At 67.2% G+C, this 16,362-nt stretch carries 17 protein-coding genes; 9 read left to right on the top strand and 8 right to left on the bottom strand.

Features of this window, described 5'->3' with window-relative positions:
• Positions 1–79: 79 nt before the first annotated feature.
• Positions 80–580 carry an anti-sigma factor antagonist gene (locus M8859_RS21205; RefSeq protein ID WP_249644759.1) on the bottom strand — a complete coding sequence of 167 codons (501 nt, stop codon included), beginning with the start codon at positions 578–580 and terminating at the stop codon, positions 80–82.
• Positions 581–708: 128 nt separating this feature from the next.
• On the opposite strand from M8859_RS21205, the gene M8859_RS21200 reads away from it, so the two are divergent.
• Positions 709–1,311, top strand: a complete 603-nt coding sequence (locus tag M8859_RS21200) for a TetR/AcrR family transcriptional regulator (protein ID WP_195071990.1) — start codon at positions 709–711, stop codon at positions 1,309–1,311.
• A gap of 143 nt (positions 1,312–1,454) precedes the next feature.
• On the opposite strand, the gene M8859_RS21195 is transcribed toward M8859_RS21200, so the two are convergent.
• Complete coding sequence (locus M8859_RS21195; protein WP_195071989.1) at positions 1,455–1,898, bottom strand: pyridoxamine 5'-phosphate oxidase family protein; 444 nt, start codon at positions 1,896–1,898, stop codon at positions 1,455–1,457.
• 289 nt (positions 1,899–2,187) lie between these two features.
• On the opposite strand from M8859_RS21195, the gene M8859_RS21190 reads away from it, so the two are divergent.
• Entirely contained in the window at positions 2,188–2,544 is a 357-nt protein-coding gene (locus M8859_RS21190) for a DUF2218 domain-containing protein (RefSeq protein WP_249644758.1), read from the top strand.
• A 190-nt stretch (positions 2,545–2,734) separates the two neighbouring features.
• Here M8859_RS21190 and M8859_RS21185 read toward each other — a convergent pair whose 3' ends face one another.
• Together M8859_RS21185 and M8859_RS21180 are read right to left on the bottom strand one after the other, a co-directional pair.
• The gene (locus M8859_RS21185; protein ID WP_159930181.1) at positions 2,735–3,574 is read right to left on the bottom strand and encodes a DMT family transporter; all 840 of its coding nucleotides are present in this window, start codon (positions 3,572–3,574) and stop codon (positions 2,735–2,737) included.
• Positions 3,571–4,089, bottom strand: a complete 519-nt coding sequence (locus M8859_RS21180) for a MarR family winged helix-turn-helix transcriptional regulator (RefSeq protein ID WP_195141067.1) — start codon at positions 4,087–4,089, stop codon at positions 3,571–3,573. The genes M8859_RS21185 and M8859_RS21180 overlap by 4 nt, the downstream gene beginning before the upstream one ends.
• A gap of 302 nt (positions 4,090–4,391) precedes the next feature.
• Here M8859_RS21180 and M8859_RS21175 point away from each other — a divergent pair, with 302 nt between their 5' ends.
• The gene (locus tag M8859_RS21175) at positions 4,392–5,567 is read left to right on the top strand and encodes a DUF3089 domain-containing protein (protein ID WP_195071985.1); all 1,176 of its coding nucleotides are present in this window, start codon (positions 4,392–4,394) and stop codon (positions 5,565–5,567) included.
• Between the two features lie 182 nt (positions 5,568–5,749).
• Here the strand turns inward: M8859_RS21175 and M8859_RS21170 are convergent, their stop codons facing one another.
• From M8859_RS21170 to M8859_RS21160, 3 genes are all read right to left on the bottom strand, one after another.
• On the bottom strand, positions 5,750–6,631 hold the full coding sequence (locus M8859_RS21170; RefSeq protein WP_159930184.1) for a DUF4231 domain-containing protein: 882 nt from the start codon (positions 6,629–6,631) through the stop codon (positions 5,750–5,752).
• A gap of 192 nt (positions 6,632–6,823) precedes the next feature.
• The gene (gene proS, locus M8859_RS21165) at positions 6,824–8,263 is read right to left on the bottom strand and encodes a proline--tRNA ligase (RefSeq protein ID WP_249644757.1); all 1,440 of its coding nucleotides are present in this window, start codon (positions 8,261–8,263) and stop codon (positions 6,824–6,826) included.
• A 234-nt stretch (positions 8,264–8,497) separates the two neighbouring features.
• The gene (locus M8859_RS21160) at positions 8,498–9,163 is read right to left on the bottom strand and encodes a hypothetical protein (protein WP_249644756.1); all 666 of its coding nucleotides are present in this window, start codon (positions 9,161–9,163) and stop codon (positions 8,498–8,500) included.
• A gap of 117 nt (positions 9,164–9,280) precedes the next feature.
• On the opposite strand from M8859_RS21160, the gene M8859_RS21155 reads away from it, so the two are divergent.
• From M8859_RS21155 to M8859_RS21135, 5 genes are all read left to right on the top strand, one after another.
• Entirely contained in the window at positions 9,281–10,300 is a 1,020-nt protein-coding gene (locus tag M8859_RS21155; protein WP_159930186.1) for a GlxA family transcriptional regulator, read from the top strand.
• Between the two features lie 107 nt (positions 10,301–10,407).
• The gene (locus M8859_RS21150) at positions 10,408–11,460 is read left to right on the top strand and encodes a nuclear transport factor 2 family protein (protein WP_249644755.1); all 1,053 of its coding nucleotides are present in this window, start codon (positions 10,408–10,410) and stop codon (positions 11,458–11,460) included.
• Positions 11,461–11,542: 82 nt separating this feature from the next.
• Entirely contained in the window at positions 11,543–12,268 is a 726-nt protein-coding gene (locus tag M8859_RS21145; RefSeq protein ID WP_249644754.1) for a DJ-1/PfpI family protein, read from the top strand.
• The gene (locus M8859_RS21140) at positions 12,265–13,578 is read left to right on the top strand and encodes a Dyp-type peroxidase (protein ID WP_249644753.1); all 1,314 of its coding nucleotides are present in this window, start codon (positions 12,265–12,267) and stop codon (positions 13,576–13,578) included. The genes M8859_RS21145 and M8859_RS21140 overlap by 4 nt, the downstream gene beginning before the upstream one ends.
• Positions 13,579–13,615: 37 nt before the next feature.
• Entirely contained in the window at positions 13,616–14,224 is a 609-nt protein-coding gene (locus tag M8859_RS21135; RefSeq protein ID WP_249644752.1) for a DJ-1/PfpI family protein, read from the top strand.
• A 334-nt stretch (positions 14,225–14,558) separates the two neighbouring features.
• Here the strand turns inward: M8859_RS21135 and M8859_RS21130 are convergent, their stop codons facing one another.
• Positions 14,559–15,149, bottom strand: a complete 591-nt coding sequence (locus tag M8859_RS21130) for a CGNR zinc finger domain-containing protein (RefSeq protein WP_249644751.1) — start codon at positions 15,147–15,149, stop codon at positions 14,559–14,561.
• 85 nt (positions 15,150–15,234) lie between these two features.
• Here M8859_RS21130 and M8859_RS21125 point away from each other — a divergent pair, with 85 nt between their 5' ends.
• On the top strand, positions 15,235–16,116 hold the full coding sequence (locus M8859_RS21125; RefSeq protein WP_249644750.1) for an alpha/beta fold hydrolase: 882 nt from the start codon (positions 15,235–15,237) through the stop codon (positions 16,114–16,116).
• The last annotated feature ends 246 nt before the right edge of the window (positions 16,117–16,362 follow it).

Raw genomic sequence — 16,362 nt, 5'->3', positions numbered from 1 at the left:
CGGCGACGCCCGTTCTATCGAGTTCGAGCGCAAGGGAATCCGGGGAGGATACCGAGTTGGCCGCCGTCAGCGCCGCCGCCTACGCGCCGGATGGATCTCCTATCTTCGCTACCGACGCGACCGTGCCACGTTGCCCCGCGGCACGGCATCCATGGGAACGCCCGTTCAGCGCCGAGTCGGCCACCGCGTCCTCGACGCAGGAGTAGATGGGCAGTTGAGCGTCGAGGTCGATGAGGGTCACGATGCGGGCCAGGACCGAGCGGCCGACCACGCACAGTCGCATACCCTGATGCCGGCATCTCTCGGATTCCTCGGCCAAGACCAGCAGGGAACGGCATGCCATGAAATCGAGCCCGGTGGTATCGATCACGATCGGATTCGGCGCCGCCGTAGCCGCGGCGGCCTCGCGCAGTATTCGGCGCCACGTCGGCAGTGTGTAGGCGTCGATTTCGCCACGAGCATGGAGAACGACCGTGCTACCGCGATGTTCGATGGTGGCGTTCAGTCTGAGGCGAGCATCCTCCGGCTCATCGGTTGGTGGGTGCAGGGGGCCGGATTGACCGTGCAGTGCTGTGCTCATACGGGCACTCGATTCGTTTCGCGCGTATCGCGCTCGACATTAGGGCCCACCCTGCATCCTCAAGACAGACCTGTCTTTCTTTACTAACATAGACAGGCCTGTCTGTACAGCGATATCGTGACGGGGAGATGGCGACTCCGAACCTTTCCCACGCCGCACCCGCGGTACCTGCCCGGGAGCGAATCCTGACGACGGCATACACGTTGTTCACCCGGCGTGGCATCCGGGCGGTGGGCACCGACGAGGTGATCGCGGCGTCCGGTGTCGCCAAGGCCACACTGTATCGGCATTTTCCGTCCAAGGACGATCTCGTCCTCGCGGTGCTGCAGCGCCGCGAGCAGCTGTGGACACTCGGCCTGGTCGAGAAGCAGTCCCGTTTGCTCGGCAACACACCGGAAGAGCAACTGCTGGCGATCTTCGACGTCTTCCACGACTGGTTCCAGCAGCGCGAGGACTTCGACGGCTGCTCGTTCATCAACGTGCTGCTCGAACTCGGCGCGGGACATCCGGCCGGGCAGGCAAGCATCGGATATCTGGACAATATCCGGGGCATCGTACGCAGCCGTGCCGAGGCGGCGGGATTGTGCGACCCGGACGACTTCGCCCGCTCCTGGCACATCCTGATGAAGGGCTCGATCATCTCCGCCGCCGAGGGCGACCTCGAGGCCGCCCGGCGCGCGAAGCGCATGGCCCGCATGCTCATCGAGCAGCACCGACCGGTCGAGCCATGACGAAGCGGGCCCTGCGCCGCCATGGACGCGTCTTAGCGCAGCACATTTGTTGACACACTGCCAACAGAGCCGGAAGTCGTCACCTACCGCCGTAGCCGTCGTCGGATTCACACACGGCTCGCAGACACGGCACGAATGGAACCTCAGCTGTTGCCGTAGACACGATCCGGCACGATCAGCACCACCGCACGACGTTCGGCGGCCATCACCCTGTCGTACTCTTCCCAGTCCTCGTGGACGCCACCGGCCGCGGTGAACACCTCACGCAGCAGAAGCCGCAGCCGCTCGGCATCGATGCCGGACACCGGGTCGTCCGGCCCGGCGATCCAGACCGGCCCCTCGACGGCGGCCCACTGCCAACCGACCCGGACGACGATCGTCATACGCGCCCGGGCACGTAGGTTGTCCAGTTTGCGGGCATCGCCGCGCACCACGATCCCCACCACGTCCGTACCGGCCTCAGGGTGCGCCAAGACACCCGCGTTCACCACAGACGACTGAATCGTTTCGTCCGCCCGGAGGGTCGAGACGACGCAGAGTCCGTGGTCGCCCGCGATCAGCCGAGCGAATTCCGCCAGATCGGTCATGTCGAGAGTTTACGTAGCCAGCACTGGAAGGTTGCTGTGCAATCGCCACTCGATCGGTACCTATGTCGGATAGGCGGTCCCGTGCCGCTGTGTAAATGGCAGTTCGCCGGGGTAGTCCCGAGACGATTGCCACGTCGGCGTTGCAGGGCTGTCCTTCGGTCGGGCTACACGCGCCGCAATCGGCATGAAAACGCGAATGCAGAGCAACCCAAAGGCTGGTACGCATCATGGTGCTACAGGTCCTCGGTGCCCCTCTCGCGGACGTCGAATCTCGATCGCGGGCCGCGTCGTGACCGCAGAGGCTCCTTCGTCCTCGTCCCAGTCGGTGGTGCGCACCGATCGACCCGAGCGATACGGCAAGCAGCTGGTCGCGCATCTCGGGCGACGCAACGGCGGTTCATGGTCGGCGGACTCCGCCTCGGGCTGGATCGACTTCGAAGTCGGGCGAGCGACCCTCACCGCCCGGGAAGGCGAACTGCATCTGCGCATCGACGCGGCCGCCGAGGATCTGCCGCGGCTCGAGGATGTGCTCGCGAGACATCTCATCCGGTTCGGCGAGCGCGACCATCTGACTGTGACGTGGCAGCGAGACCTTTCCGGGCCGGATTCGACCGATCCGCGAAGTGGCCGCCTGCCGGACAACTGACGCTCCCACCACGGCGGGGTCGACCCGATGTCGACAGCGATGACGACCGACCAATCCTCGAGCTTGCTCGCCGTAGCCGTTACCGACGACGAGCAGTCGCGCCGACCGGAACCTACCCGAGTCTGCCGCCTGACCAGGACGGTTGTTTCGACGGCCCGCGCCGGGCGGCGGCACCGACCGGATCCGATCTTCAGCCGACTGTCAGTAGACCGAGGGCGGCGGCGGCCGCGGCGAGCCCGAACGCCTGGCTCCGAGTCAAGCGTTCGCCGAGCGCCGCGATGCCGAGGAGAACGGGGATCGCGGGGTAGAGGGACGACAGCACGACGGCGATCACGACCAGTTCTTCCCGGGTCGCTAGCAGGTAGCAGACCAGAGCGAGGGCGGCCAGGACCCCGGTGACGAGTGACAGGAGGATGGCGAGCGCGGTGGCACGCGGGCGGCGGGGCATGGTCCGATGCAGCAGCGGCAGGAGGGTGGCGATCGCGGCCAGGCGTCCGGTGACAACGGGCCAGGTTCCGGCCGCCGCGTCGGCTTGTGCCAGCGCGAGGTACTGGAGGGCGATGCCCGTGCCTGCGAGCAGTGCGTCCACGGTCGCGGCTGTCGATCTGCCCGCGGTGCCGTGGCCGTGCGAGACGAGCCAGAGTGCTGGAATCGCCGCCACGATCCCCGCCCAGGCCAGAAGCGATGGCCGTTCGCCGAGCCACAGCGCCCCGATCAACACCGGCAGCGTCACACCGCTGACCGCGCTGACCGGGACGACCACGCTCATGGCGCCTCGGCTGATCCCACGGAAGAGCAACAGCATGCCGACCGCCGTACCGGCCCCCGAGATGGCACCCCACGCAAGACTTTTCCAATCCGCCGCGGCGGCGAACAACGGCGCGGTGACCAGGGCGACGATCAGGCCGCCGACTTGTCCGAAGAACGCGACGACGAGGAAGTGAGCGCGTCGAGCCAGCAGGCCACCGGTGAAATCGGACAGACCGTACGCGGCCGCGGAAACCAACGCCAGCGTGGCGCCCGACGTCATCCGGTTCGCTCCCGCTCTGCTTGTCCGACCGGGCAGATGGCATCGGTTGTGCAACAGCGACGGTCACACAGGCGGCACAACAGATCGGCGTCGCCCACCTCGCCGTACAGCCCGGTCAGCAACTTGCCGAGCAACTCGGACAGGGCGGCGCGTTCGGACGGGTCCAGGACGGCCAGGGCTCGGGTCAACCGATCCCTGCGTGCGGCGAGAATGCCGGCAGCCGCGGTGCGGCCTCGCCGCGTCAACCGGATGGACACCTCACGGCCCTGACCCGGCCGCCGTTCGACCAATCCACGTTGCAGGAGCCCGTCGATCATCCGCGCCGCCGCGGACTGACTCAGACCCACCCGCCTGCCGAGCTCGGTACCGCTCAGCGCGGCGGAGGTCGCCAGCACCACGAGTGCCGAGGCAGCCCTTGGGCCGGCCCCTGACATCTCGGTCACGTCCTCGAGCATCAGATCGGTCACCGCCAGCGCCGCGGCTCCGAGCAGATTGCCGGTGCGGTCATCATGCATGACTCATGCATAACACGATGGACGTGAATACACCATGAGTCGAGCGTGATTCGATTCGCTGGTCGACGAATTCGATAAAAGCCGATCAATCCGTTGCCCGTGCGACTCGGCCGAATCACCGCGGATGCGGGATCACCACGGATGCGGGATCACCTACGGTGGTGGGCACGGCTCGAACTCGACATCGCTTCTGGTCGGGCGCGATCGTCGCTAAGCTGACGCCGTCGAAGGCCGCCCCTCCGAACATGCGCGGTGTCGCGGGGCACAGGCTCAGAGTCGCGCGCGAAGCGGTGAGGTGTGCGATGCGGGATAGCTGGTGGCGGCGGACGGTTGCGGCGGCGGCTTGTGGCGCCGGCGTCCTGTCGGGATTGCCGGTGAGCGCGGCGGCGGATCCGGTTGCGGACGTCGGCGTCGTGTGGTTGTGCCGACCGGATCGGGCCGATGATCCGTGCCGAGCGAGTTCGGCGACAACGGTACGCCGGGCCGGGCAGCCGGACGTGCGGGACGAACCGGCGGCGAACGATTCGGGCTCGGACTGCTTCTACGTCTATCCAACGGCATCGTTGGAACCGACCCCCAACGCCGATACCTCGGTGACTCCGGAGATCCGAGCCGTAGCCGAACAACAGGCGGCCCGCTTCTCCCAAGTCTGCCGGATATACGCGCCGGTGTACCGGCAGCGAACCCTGGCCGCGCTGGCGGCGGAGAAGGCGTATACCTCCGAGCGGCGCGCCGACATGGCGCGGATCGCCTACGAGGACGTGCTGCGGGCCTGGCGGCAGTTCATCGGCGAGCGCCGAGACGGCAGACCGGTGGTGTTGATCGGACATTCGCAGGGTACACGCATGTTGCGTCAACTGATCAGGGAGGAAATCGACCCGCGGCCGGAGGTACGAGATCGGATCGTGTCCGCGATCCTGCTCGGCGGCAATGTGGTCGTACCGAAGAACCGCGACGTCGGCGGCGATTTCCAGCATCTGCCGCTGTGCCGCGCCGAGCAGCAGACAGGGTGTGTGCTCGCCTGGCAGACATACGACGAGACTCCCCCACCGGACAGCCGATTCGGTCGCAACCCCGTGACTCCTGAGCCGCTCCCACGTCCGTATGGCGACGACTACGAAGTCGCCTGCACCAACCCCGTTTCTCTGGACCGCAACGAATCTCGCGTCGCCGCCAGTGTCCTGCGCGTGAATCCGGTGCCCAGCCCGCTCGGCGTCGAACTGGCATTGCAGGACGGAGCGTCCGCTGTCGTCGCGCCGACCCCGTGGCTCGATCCCGCCGAACGCTACCGGCTCCAGTGCTTGCGCAACGGCGACACGAACGTGCTGATGGCGACTCCGGAGCCGGGAAGCCCCGACTTGTACGCCGTGCCGGACGCGACGTGGGGTCTGCACCTCGCCGATGTGGAGATCGCGTTGGGTGATCTGGTGCGCATCGTGGCCACCCAGGGCCGCGCCTACCATGCCGCCCACCGCTGACAATCCACCGAGCGCGACCAACCGTGGATGAATCCGCCACGGACGGTGTCCCGGTCGAGCCCAGCCATAACGGACGACACGGACAAAACAGACGCCGACCGCGCTGCGCGGGACAGCCTCTCCGGGTCCAGAGAAGTGCAGCGCATGGCGCACATCGGGGAGCTACGAAAGCCGGGACGAGCTCACAGCAGGTTGGCGGTGCGGGATGCCAGCCACATGGTGTGCTCGCGACTGATGGCTTCTTCTGCGTCCGCGACGGCCTGCGGCCATTCGACTTCCGAGACATCGGCCAGCTTGTCGGCTTGCAAGGCCAGTTCGTTCGCTGCCGTGGCGTAGGCAGAGTTCCGTGCCGCGTACTGCTTGATGCCCATCCATGCGGTACCCGCGGCGATGCAGGCGGCGATGACACCTGACCAGTCGATCTCCCAGACGCCGAACGCGCGCAACCCGGCCAACACCAATCCCAGAACTTCTCCGAAAACCAGTGCAACACGCCACCGAGACATCTTCTGCTTCGCGTCCTCGGCTTTGTTCGCGTACCACTGACGCTGGTCTTCGGTGCGGTCCCGGAGGTAGACAGCCTTGCGCTCCGTGAACGGGGCGGCTCGCAATGTCTGCATCGCGGACGTGGCGACGGCATCGCCCGCTCCGATCGGAATCTGGTTGCCGAACTCCGCGGCGATGGCGGCAAGGCGGTCCCGCATCGCGGCGCGGGCATCGGCCGCGCTCATCGAGGGCAGGAACGGAGCAGCGCCCGCCGCATATCGCCATGCCAAGGTCTTGGCGGACTCCGCGAGCGCGCGCCCGGAATACCAGTCCTGCTCGGGCCGCACAGTGCTCGACACGATCTCCGCTGCCAGCGCGGCGGCGAACCCGAGCAGTGCCACCACACCCCATACATTGACGGCGCCTGCCTTCCAAGTCAGCGCTCCGCCGACCGCGGCGAACACCGTCCCGCCGAGCCGAATGCGGTTGAGCCGCAGCGTCATCTGCTGCCCCCGCAACGACGCCGCGTCCGCACTGCGCCAGAACGCGGGCATGTCCGCATCGGACATCCGACTCATGTGTCCCCTCCCACCAATACGCGACCCAGGAATGATGACACGGAGTAGAGCACCGCGAGGAGCGAACTTCAGGTGTAAATGGTCCTGGGCCGTCGAGATCCCCCGCTTTCTGGCTGACCTCGGTGCGCGATACGCTTTTCAACCGGATCGTCGGCTGGAAGTATCGGCTGGTATGAGGCCGACGCCCACCGATCAGTAAGCGCGAGAAAAGATCACCCGCTTGCCGTAAGCGGCCGGTGCGGAACAGCGCACGCACCGGCCGCTCTCGGTTGCGCCGGCCGACGGCACACACCGTGGGGTCGCCGCGGTGATCGCTTTGATGTCGTTCTCACAGCTTGGTTGCCCGCAGTGCAAGGCCAGCGCCCACCCTCTCGCGACAGCAGTCTCGAACGCCGCCCAGTCGTCGACTGTGCGAGTGTGGTCGTCGCGAAAGTCGGTGGCTCGCTGTAGCAGGTATGCCTGGAAATCCTCGAGGATGGTCGGTATCGCCGTGGGCAGCCTCGACAGCTCCACAGGTTGCTTGCCCTCGTCACCGAGTCGGCGCACCAGCACCGCGGTGCCTGCCGCGAGATCGCGTGGGCCCAGTTCGATACGCACCGGCACACCGCGCATCTCCCACTCGTTGAACTTCCAGCCCGGCGTCTGATCGCGGTCGTCGACATGCGCCCGAATTGCCGCCGCGCGCAGCTTCGCTGCCAGCTCATCGGCGGCGGCGAGCACCGCAGCGGCGCTGTCACCACGTGTGATCGGCACGATGACCACCTGGTGCGGCGCCAGCTTCGGGGGCAGCACCAGGCCGCGGTCGTCGCCATGGGTCATCACCACCCCGCCGAGCATGCGGGTACTCATCCCCCATGAGGTCGTGTGGCACAACGTGTCCCGGCCGTCGGCGGCGGCGTAGCTGATGCCGAAGGCCTGCGCGAAATTGGTGCCCATGTAGTGCGAGGTTCCCGCCTGCAGGGCCTTGCCGTCACGCATCATCGATTCGATGGTGAGCGTGTCGACCGCACCGGCGAACCGCTCACCCGGGGTCTTCTCCCCCGGCACGACCGGCATGGCCGCCAGCTCCCGCGCGACAGTGGCGTAGATGTCCAGCGCCAGCTCCATCTCCGCCCGCGCCTGCGGCTCGTCGACGTGCGCGGTGTGGCCCTCCTGCCACAGGAACTCGGTGGTGCGCAGGAACATGCGCGGGCGCATCTCCCAGCGCACGACGTTGGCCCACTGGTTGAGCAGCATCGGCAGATCACGGTGCGAGGAGATCCACTTCGCCATCATCTCGCCGATGATCGTCTCCGACGTGGGCCGCACCACCAGGGGCTCCTCGAGCTCCTTGCCGCCGGCGTGGGTGACCACAGCCAGCTCAGGAGAGAACCCCTCGACGTGGTCGGCTTCGCGTTCGAGGTAGCTCTGTGGGATCAGCAGCGGGAAGTAGGCGTTCTCGTGCCCGGTGTCCTTGATCCGGCGGTCCAGCTCGGCTTGGAGCAGCTCCCAGATCCGGTACCCGTACGGTCGAATCACCATGGTGCCCTTGGCCGGACCCCGATCGACGAGACCGGCCTTCACGACCAGCTCGTTGTACCAGGTGGAGAAGTCTTCGCTCTGGGCGGTAACTCCGCGCTCATCCCGTGCCATACCGGTAAGGCTATCGCTCCACGCTAGTGAATTCGTGAGGCACATGCGTGAATGCTAATATCTACGTAAGTAAATGTTAATACCGTCGACTGCTGGCGGGCTGCCGTTGCGTACATCCGGCACGGTGCGCATTCCGGCGCGCGCGAGCCCGCTGGCCCATCCCGAACCGCAGCTGGAATGCTGCGCAATTCGTGTCGGATCATCAGCGCATAGGCGGCAGACGGGCCGTCCCCGCTAAGCGCCGGCGCCCGCCTCGGGCTCGTCACCGCTACTCGCCGACATATCGGCTTTGCTCGAAAAGACTCGCACTTCGGCGCCTGTGAATGCGGCGAGCATTACGGCTTCACCGACATTGCCGAGCGGTGGAACGGCCACGGCCGCCGCGGACGCGAGCAACAGCAGTCCTGTGCTCAGCAACGGAGAGAGGCGCCCTTCGCTGCGCCACAATACGATTCCGGCGACGAGCAGCACCGCAGTCACGACGAGCGCAGGCACCGGAGGTGCCGGGGATTCGGCAGAATAGCGAAGGGTATCGGCGAACCAGCGGGGCACGAGTCGCAGGTGCGGCAGTTCGGTGAGCACGCCCCACGCCACCAATGCGACGGTGAGCACCAGCGCCGACCGCCGCCACCGCGGGCTCGCTCCGGTTCGGTCGGCCGCCCAGAGCACCAGCAGCGGGGTCAGCAGGGCGTGGCCGACGAATCGGCCGAGACTCAGAGCATGCAGCAACGCCCCCTCCCCCAGCGTCGCTCCGAGCCCGACGATCGCCGAGTCGTAAGCCACGCCGATGCCCACCAGGCCCAGCAACCAGATCCGGGGGATTCGGGTGATGCGAGTCCACAGCAGCACCACGCAGGCCAGCTGGATGCAGGCAGTCAGTAGCAGGACGGCGGACACCATAACGAACTGGAGAGTACCCGGGGTTTTCGCCGCGTCTCCAACCCCGCGTCAGTGGTGCGGCCCGGGCGGCGCCGGGGCGCCGGTGTCTGTTATCAGGCTATCCATTAAATTCTGGCCATGGCGATCGTGGCAGTACTGGCTCCTGACAACGCGCTCGGTTTCGAAGTAATGCTCCCGGGCTTCGTGTTCGGCGCCGCGAATTCCGTGAGCGGGCAAAAGCATTACGAAATCCGGGTTGTCACGATCGGCGGCACTGCCGCCATCGCCCCCGTGCACGGTGTGGTGCGACTGCAGACGGATTGGGCTCTCGACAGCGTCGCCGATGCCGACATAGTCCTCGTGCCGGGGCAATCCGAGTTCCAGCGCGAACCCGCCGACTGCGTTCGCGAGGCGCTGCTGGACGCGGCCGCGCGCGGAGCACGGATGGCTTCCGTCTGCGTCGGCGCGTTCACCCTTGCCGCGACCGGACTGCTCGACGGGCAACGGGCGACCACCCATTGGGAACACGCCGCCGAGCTGGCGCGCCGGTATCCGCTCGTCGAGGTGGACGCTTCGGTGCTGTTCATCGACAACGGCGCGGTACTCACCTCGGCTGGGGCAACGGCGGGGCTCGATCTGTGCCTGCACATGGTTCGCCGGGATCTCGGCGCCAAGGTGGCCGCCGACACCGCCCGCCGGATCGTGATGCCGCCGCAGCGAGACGGTGGGCAAGCGCAATTCATCACCTACACCGACCCCGAAAGCCCCGACACATCGCTGCAACCGGTCCTCGACTGGATGCAGGTCAACCTGCACCGCCCGCTCACCCTCGACGACATCGCCGCGCACGGGGCGATCAGCGTGCGCAGCCTCAATCGCCGGTTCCGTGCCGAGATCGGGACCACCCCCTTGCAATGGTTGCTACGCGCCCGTGTGCATCGTGCGCAGCAGCTGCTCGAGACCACCGACCTGTCGATCGACCGCATCGCAGAGGAGGCAGGCTTCGGCGCCGCCACGACCCTGCGCTACCACTTCGCCCGGCTGACCCGGACGTCTCCGCAGGCCTACCGCAACAACTTTCACCATTCTGGCCGTGCCATGCGGTCCGTGGATCGCCACCAGGAGCCGACCGGTCGGATGGCCGAGTCCACGCACTGAGCTACGAACAAACTGTGGCCAGATCTGGGCAATAGATGGCTATCTGGCCACTGGGCGGCCGCTACTTCCGGGCACACACTGAGTGCGCACATTTCGGAAGGAGCACGATGACCGTTCAAAACGCCGATGCGACCCAGTTCGCACTGCCCGCTTCGGATCTCGCCGTGGCCGCGGACGCGCTGGTGGCCGAGGTGTCGCCGCCGCTGGTCTACAACCACTGCGTGCGCGCCTACCTGTATGCGCGGGAGTTGGCCGCGGTCGACGGGTTGCGGGCCGGTGCGGACTACGACGACGAGCTGCTGTATCTCAGCTGTCTGCTGCACGACCTGGGGGCGACGGACTTTGCGAACGGCGACCAGCGTTTCGAGATAGACGGAGCTGACGCGGCCGCGGAGTTCCTCAGGAGCAAGGGTGTCGACGAGCAGCGGGTGCAGACGGTGTGGAACGCTGTCGCCCTGCACACCAGCGACGGCATCGCGCGTCGTTTCGGTACGGTTGAGGCGCTGATGCAGATGGGTACGGGAGCTGACATCGCGGGGCTGCGGCGTGCACAGCTGTCCGACGGTTTCGCTGCTCGAGTGCATGCGGTGTGGCCGCGCTATGACCTGGGCTACGCATTCGGTGAGATTCTGGCTCGGCAGGTGCGTGACAATCCGGCCAAGGGCAGCTGGTTCACCTTCCCGGGTCAGCTCTGCCAGCTCTACTACCCGACGCACGCGCCGACCACCTGGTTCGACGCCGTCGAGGACGCTGGCTGGAACGACCGCCCGGTACGGATCGGGGACCGTGGCCTGGGAGCCCCCCAGCCGACCGAGCTGGCCTCGCTGTTCGCGCGGTACTTCAACGCCGGTGACCTGGACGCGTTGATGTCGCTGTACGAGCCGACGGCGCTGCTGTTGCCGAGCCCGGGTGACCGGCGATCCGGCGCCGAGGCCATCCGCAGTTCGCTCGCCGCGATGATCGACTCCGGGGCGAAGATCGAGTTGCGGCCCCGTCGCGTGCACGTGGTCGGGGAGCTGGCTTTGATCTCCAACGATGCCACCGTGTCGGGCGCGACGCCGGACGGTGACCCGGTGTTCTCCACTTCGACCGAGATCGCACGGCGCGGGAGCGACGGGTCGTGGCGGTATGTGCTCGACGACCCGTATTTCTCCCTGTGAGCAGGTCGGGCACGCGTACCGGAATCTCCTGTCGCGCATATCGTTCGATGGCCGCCGCGCTGTGCGGTGTTCGCGAGCGCACATGAACCGGCGTGCAGCGCTGCGGACGGGACTCGGCGCTGTCGCCGGAGCGGGTGCGCTGTCGAGTCCGTTCACACCGGTTCCGCCGGCCCGCGGCGGAACCGGGCCGGACGGGTGGCGGGTGCAGATTCCCGCATTCGACGGTGTGGATGACATGGATATTTTCGCGCCGCTGGAGATGTTGGGTTATGCGACGCATTTCGATTCCCGTGCACGTGTGGAGCTGGTGACTGCGGCGAGTCCCGGTTCGGTGGTGCTCATGTCCGGCACCCGGATCGACGTCTCGGCCGGGTGGGCTCCGGAGCGTGCCGATGTGATCGTGGTGCCCGGCGGCGGTTACGGCCTGTCGCCGGGCTCTCCCGGCGTGCCCGGCGAGATCGCGCGCGGGCACATCCCCCGGCTGCTGGCCGCCGCCCGGCGTGACGGTCTCACGATGGCCTCGGTCTGCGTGGGCGCGATGCTGCTGTCAGGGGCCGGGATCACGCGGGGCAGGCCGTGCACGACCCACCACCGGCTGATCGAGCAACTGGAGCGCGAAGGGGGCGTGATCACCCGGGCACGGGTCGTGGACGACGGCGATCTGGTCACCACTGGCGGCGTCACCTCCGGGCTGGACCTCGCTCTGTGGTTGGTGCAGCGGGAATTGGGTTCGGATATCGCCGTGGCGATCGAGGAAATCATGGAGTACGAGCGACGGGGGACAGTGTGGAGGCGGGACAGGGCATGAGCACATCTACTGCGGACCGGAATGAAGCCGAATCGCCGCGCGTCACCCGGCGCGGGTTGTTCGGCGCGGGCTTGGCGACGGCGGGAGCCGCGGCGGTCGGTGTGGTCGCGGGCCGCGCGACCGCACCCGACACCCCCCAGGGGACGCGGCTGGAACCTTTCCACGGGCCACACCAGGCAGGCATCGCGACCCCCGCGCAGTCGCACGCGCTGTTCCTGGCGGTCGACGTCGCGCGACCGGACCGTGAGGCGCTGCGCGCACTCCTGGCCGGTTGGACGGCGACCGCCGCCGCGTTGGCGGCCGGTGCACCGCTCCCGGAGCAACCGGGGACGCCACCGGGGTTCAGCGCCCACACCGACTTCGCGAGCGGGCTGGCTCCGGCTCGCCTGACTGTCACCTTCGGCCTCGGGCCCTCGGTGTTCGACGAGCGGTTCGGGCTCGCCGCCCAACGTCCGCGACACCTGCGACCGCTACCCGCGTTCACCGGTGACATCCTGCATCCGGCGTGGTGCGGCGGCGATGTGCTGGTGCAGGTATGCGCCGACGACGCCCAGATCGTCAGCCACACGTTCCGCGCGTTGCGGGCACGCATGCCGGGACTGGCGCGCCTGCGCTGGACCCAGCACGGGTTCCTGAGCCGTCCTGCCGACGGTGGCACCTCGCGAAACATGTTCGGCCACAAGGACGGCACCGCCAACCCCCGCCCGGGCAACACCGAGTTCGATCGAACGGTATGGGTTCGCTCCGCCGACGAACCCGGCTGGTTCCAGGACGGCAGCTACCTGGTGTTCCGCAAAATCCGCATGAGAACCGCCGAATGGGACCAGCTGCCGCAGACCGAGCAGGACCGCATCATCGGCCGCCGCCGCAGTGATGGGGCGCCCCTGGGCGGTGCGGCCGAATCCGATCCGGTGGACCTCACCCACCACGGCCGAGACGGCGAACTTGCGATCCCGCCCGGCGCCCATGTGCGACTGGTCCATGGCATTCCCATGCTGCGCCGCGGCTACAACTACGACTACGGCACACTGATCTCGAACGCCGGGGCCGCGGGCTCCTCCCCCGAGACTCCACACACACACCTGCCCGGCACGCCCGAACATACTCACGGGGGCCACAACCAGCTCGACGCCGGCCTGTTGTTCGCCGCCTACATGAACAACCCGCCCGAACAATTCATCAGAGCGCAGAATGCACTCGCCGCCGAAGACCGGATGAACCCCCTCATCGAGCACACCGGCAGCGCGATCTTCGCCGTCCCGCCCGGCGCGATCCCGAACGAGTCGATCGCGGCGGCGTTGCTCCCATGAGCGCTGCCGCTTCCCCCGAGCCGACCGAGAGGCAACCATGACAACGTACGGAGTTCTCATCTTCGACAACGCCGAAGAACTCGACTTCGCAGGCCCCTGGGAAGTGTTCACCACATCGGCGATCCTGCGCGACGACACCGACCGCGCCGTCCTGATAGCCGAACGGCCCGAGCCGGTCCGATTCAGCAAAGGACTCCGTGTCCTGCCGGACCACACACTCGACGATCATCCACCGCTGGACGTACTGCTGATCCCGGGCGGGCGCGGCGCACGAAAGGTGGAGCCGTACAACACCGTCGTCACCGAATGGATCGCCCGGACAGCCGCAGATGCCGCGTGGGTTGTCAGCGTCTGCACCGGAGCGTTCCTGCTCCACGCCGCCGGCCCAGCCCGGGGACGCCGCGTCGCCACCCACTGGAAGCACGAGGACGAACTCGAAGCGCTCGGAGACGTCACCGTCGTCCGAGACGCACGATACGTCATCGACGGCAACATCCTCACCAGTCAAGGTGTCTCGGCTGGCATCGACAGCGCGCTGTGGCTCGTCGGCCAACTCCACGGCCGCGCGCACGCGCGGGCGGTGCGTCGCGAAATCCACTATGACCCGGCACCGCCCTACCTCGCCGACGAACCCGGTGTCCGGTGAGTGTGCGATCGATGACGAGACACCAGCCGGCGCACGGCTGTTGCCACGCCGAGCTGCCGGTGAACGGTCGTCCAGAGCACTGCCGTTGAACTCATCCGTGTGGCGGCGACCGCATCCGGGATCGCCGCCGCACGCTCCGGCGTCCGACATCACTTGTGGTCGACCGGACCGGTCAGCGAATACGTGGTCCAGGCTGCTCGCGCGGTGGGGTGGTCAGGGCCTCGATCCGCTTGACCGGCCACTGCTGACGCTTCTCGTTCTTGTCACCTGCCGCCCGATCCGATGGCTGCGGATACGCCTGCGGTATGACGACAGCCGTGCGTGGTCGAGGACGTTATTGATCGGAGCCCCCGGCGTCCCGGTCCCGGGTCGAACGTGACTTCTGGCGCTGGTAGTAGCGCGCGACCCGTGCGCGGTTGCCACATCGATCGGGTGAGCACCATTGCCTGCGCGGATGGGTGGGCAGGAACAGCATTACGCAATCATCGGCGGCGCAGCGTTTGAGCTGGGAGATGCGCGGGTCGGTGAGCAGGTCGATCGCCGAGTCGGCGAGCTCCGCGGCCACGCGTGCACCGGGGTCTCCGGCGCGGCGAGCGATTGCGATGACCGCGTTGCCGTTCCAGTCGAGGTGACGGGTGACCGGGGCCGCCTCTCGGGCGTCCTCCAGTCCGCGCAATGCCGCCGCAGGCGGGCGCTCCCCTCGCAGTAGTGCCTCGACCGCGGCGGTCAGGTACTCACGCACCGCCCGCACAGCGGCGAGGTCCTCGCCGGCCGGCGAGGAGAGCGATTCCGACAGGCGGCCGTTCTGCAGGTCCAGCCAGGCGGCGAGTTGCTGGGGCGTGCTCAATAGATCGGCCCCGAGGGGTCGGGTGTTGACCAGGTCCAGAGCCAGTGGTTCGCCGATCAGCGGTTCGAGATCACGCATGCACTAATGCTAACTCATCAGGTTGACGCATTAGAACCAATCGGAGTATCACTAATGTGACCTCGCGAAAGAAAGCATGTGAATAATGAATGAACTGCCACTGGTCCTGCACCGCCACCTCGACGTCGACGGTGTCGCGGTGTTCTACCGGGAGTCCGTCCCGCAGCGCCCGAACGCGCCGACCCTCCTGCTGCTCCACGGCTTCCCCTCGGCCTCTCACCAGTTCCGCCGCCTCATCGATGCGCTCGGCAACGACTACCGACTGATCGCGCCCGACTATCCGGGCTTCGGAAACACCATCACCCCCGCGGATTTCGAGTACCGCTTCGACAGGCTTGCCGATATCACCGAAGGTTTCGTCCAAAAGCTGGGACTGTCACGATTCGCGATGTACGTCTTCGACTTCGGAGCACCGGTGGGTTTCCGGCTGGCGGTGCGCCATCCCGAGTGGATCACCGGGCTGGTGATCCAGAACGGCAACGCCTACGAATCCGGGCTGTCGCAGGGCGCCCGCGAGTTCATCGGCCTGCGCCCCGACCAGGACGGGGCGCACGACACCATCCGCCGACTGCTCACCCTCGAAGGCACTCGCGGCCAGTACGAGGGAGGCGTCGCCGAGCCCGCACTGCTCGCACCGGATGGCTGGACATTGGACCAGTACTATCTCGACCAACCGGGACGAACGCGGGCGCAGGTCGAACTGGCCTTCGACTACCACTCCAACGTCCGCGCCTATCCCGGATGGCAGTCGTGGCTGCGGCGACACACCCCGCCCACACTGATCGTCTGGGGCGCGAACGACCCATTCTTCCCGGCGCCCGGAGCGCACGCCTACCTGGCCGATCTACCCGAGGCGCGACTTCACCTGTTCGACACCGGCCACTTCGCCCTGGAAACCCACCTACGCGAGATCGCCCCGCTCGTCGCGGACTTCCTCGACCACGACCTTGCGATGGAATCGGACTGACTGCGCGGACCGGGCGACCAACCTCACGACGCGCCCCGCCGAGCTGCTTCCCGAACCATCCCATCGCTCGACACTTCGCCCGAACCAGCGGGTCCGACCGAAAGGTGGTGATCCGGCCGAAGTTCGACTGGCCGAGCCCGGGTCCACAGGAAGTTTTCTCCACTGAACCCTTGCGCAGCACCGACATCAGTGCTATAAGAATCTATGTCTGGTGACACACTTAATCTGATTCGTTCTATTCAGGAT

The sequence above is a fragment of the Nocardia sputi genome (assembly GCF_023501985.1).
The sequence above is the reverse complement of the archived record's forward strand: the minus strand, read 5'-3'. Positions and strand labels throughout refer to the sequence as shown.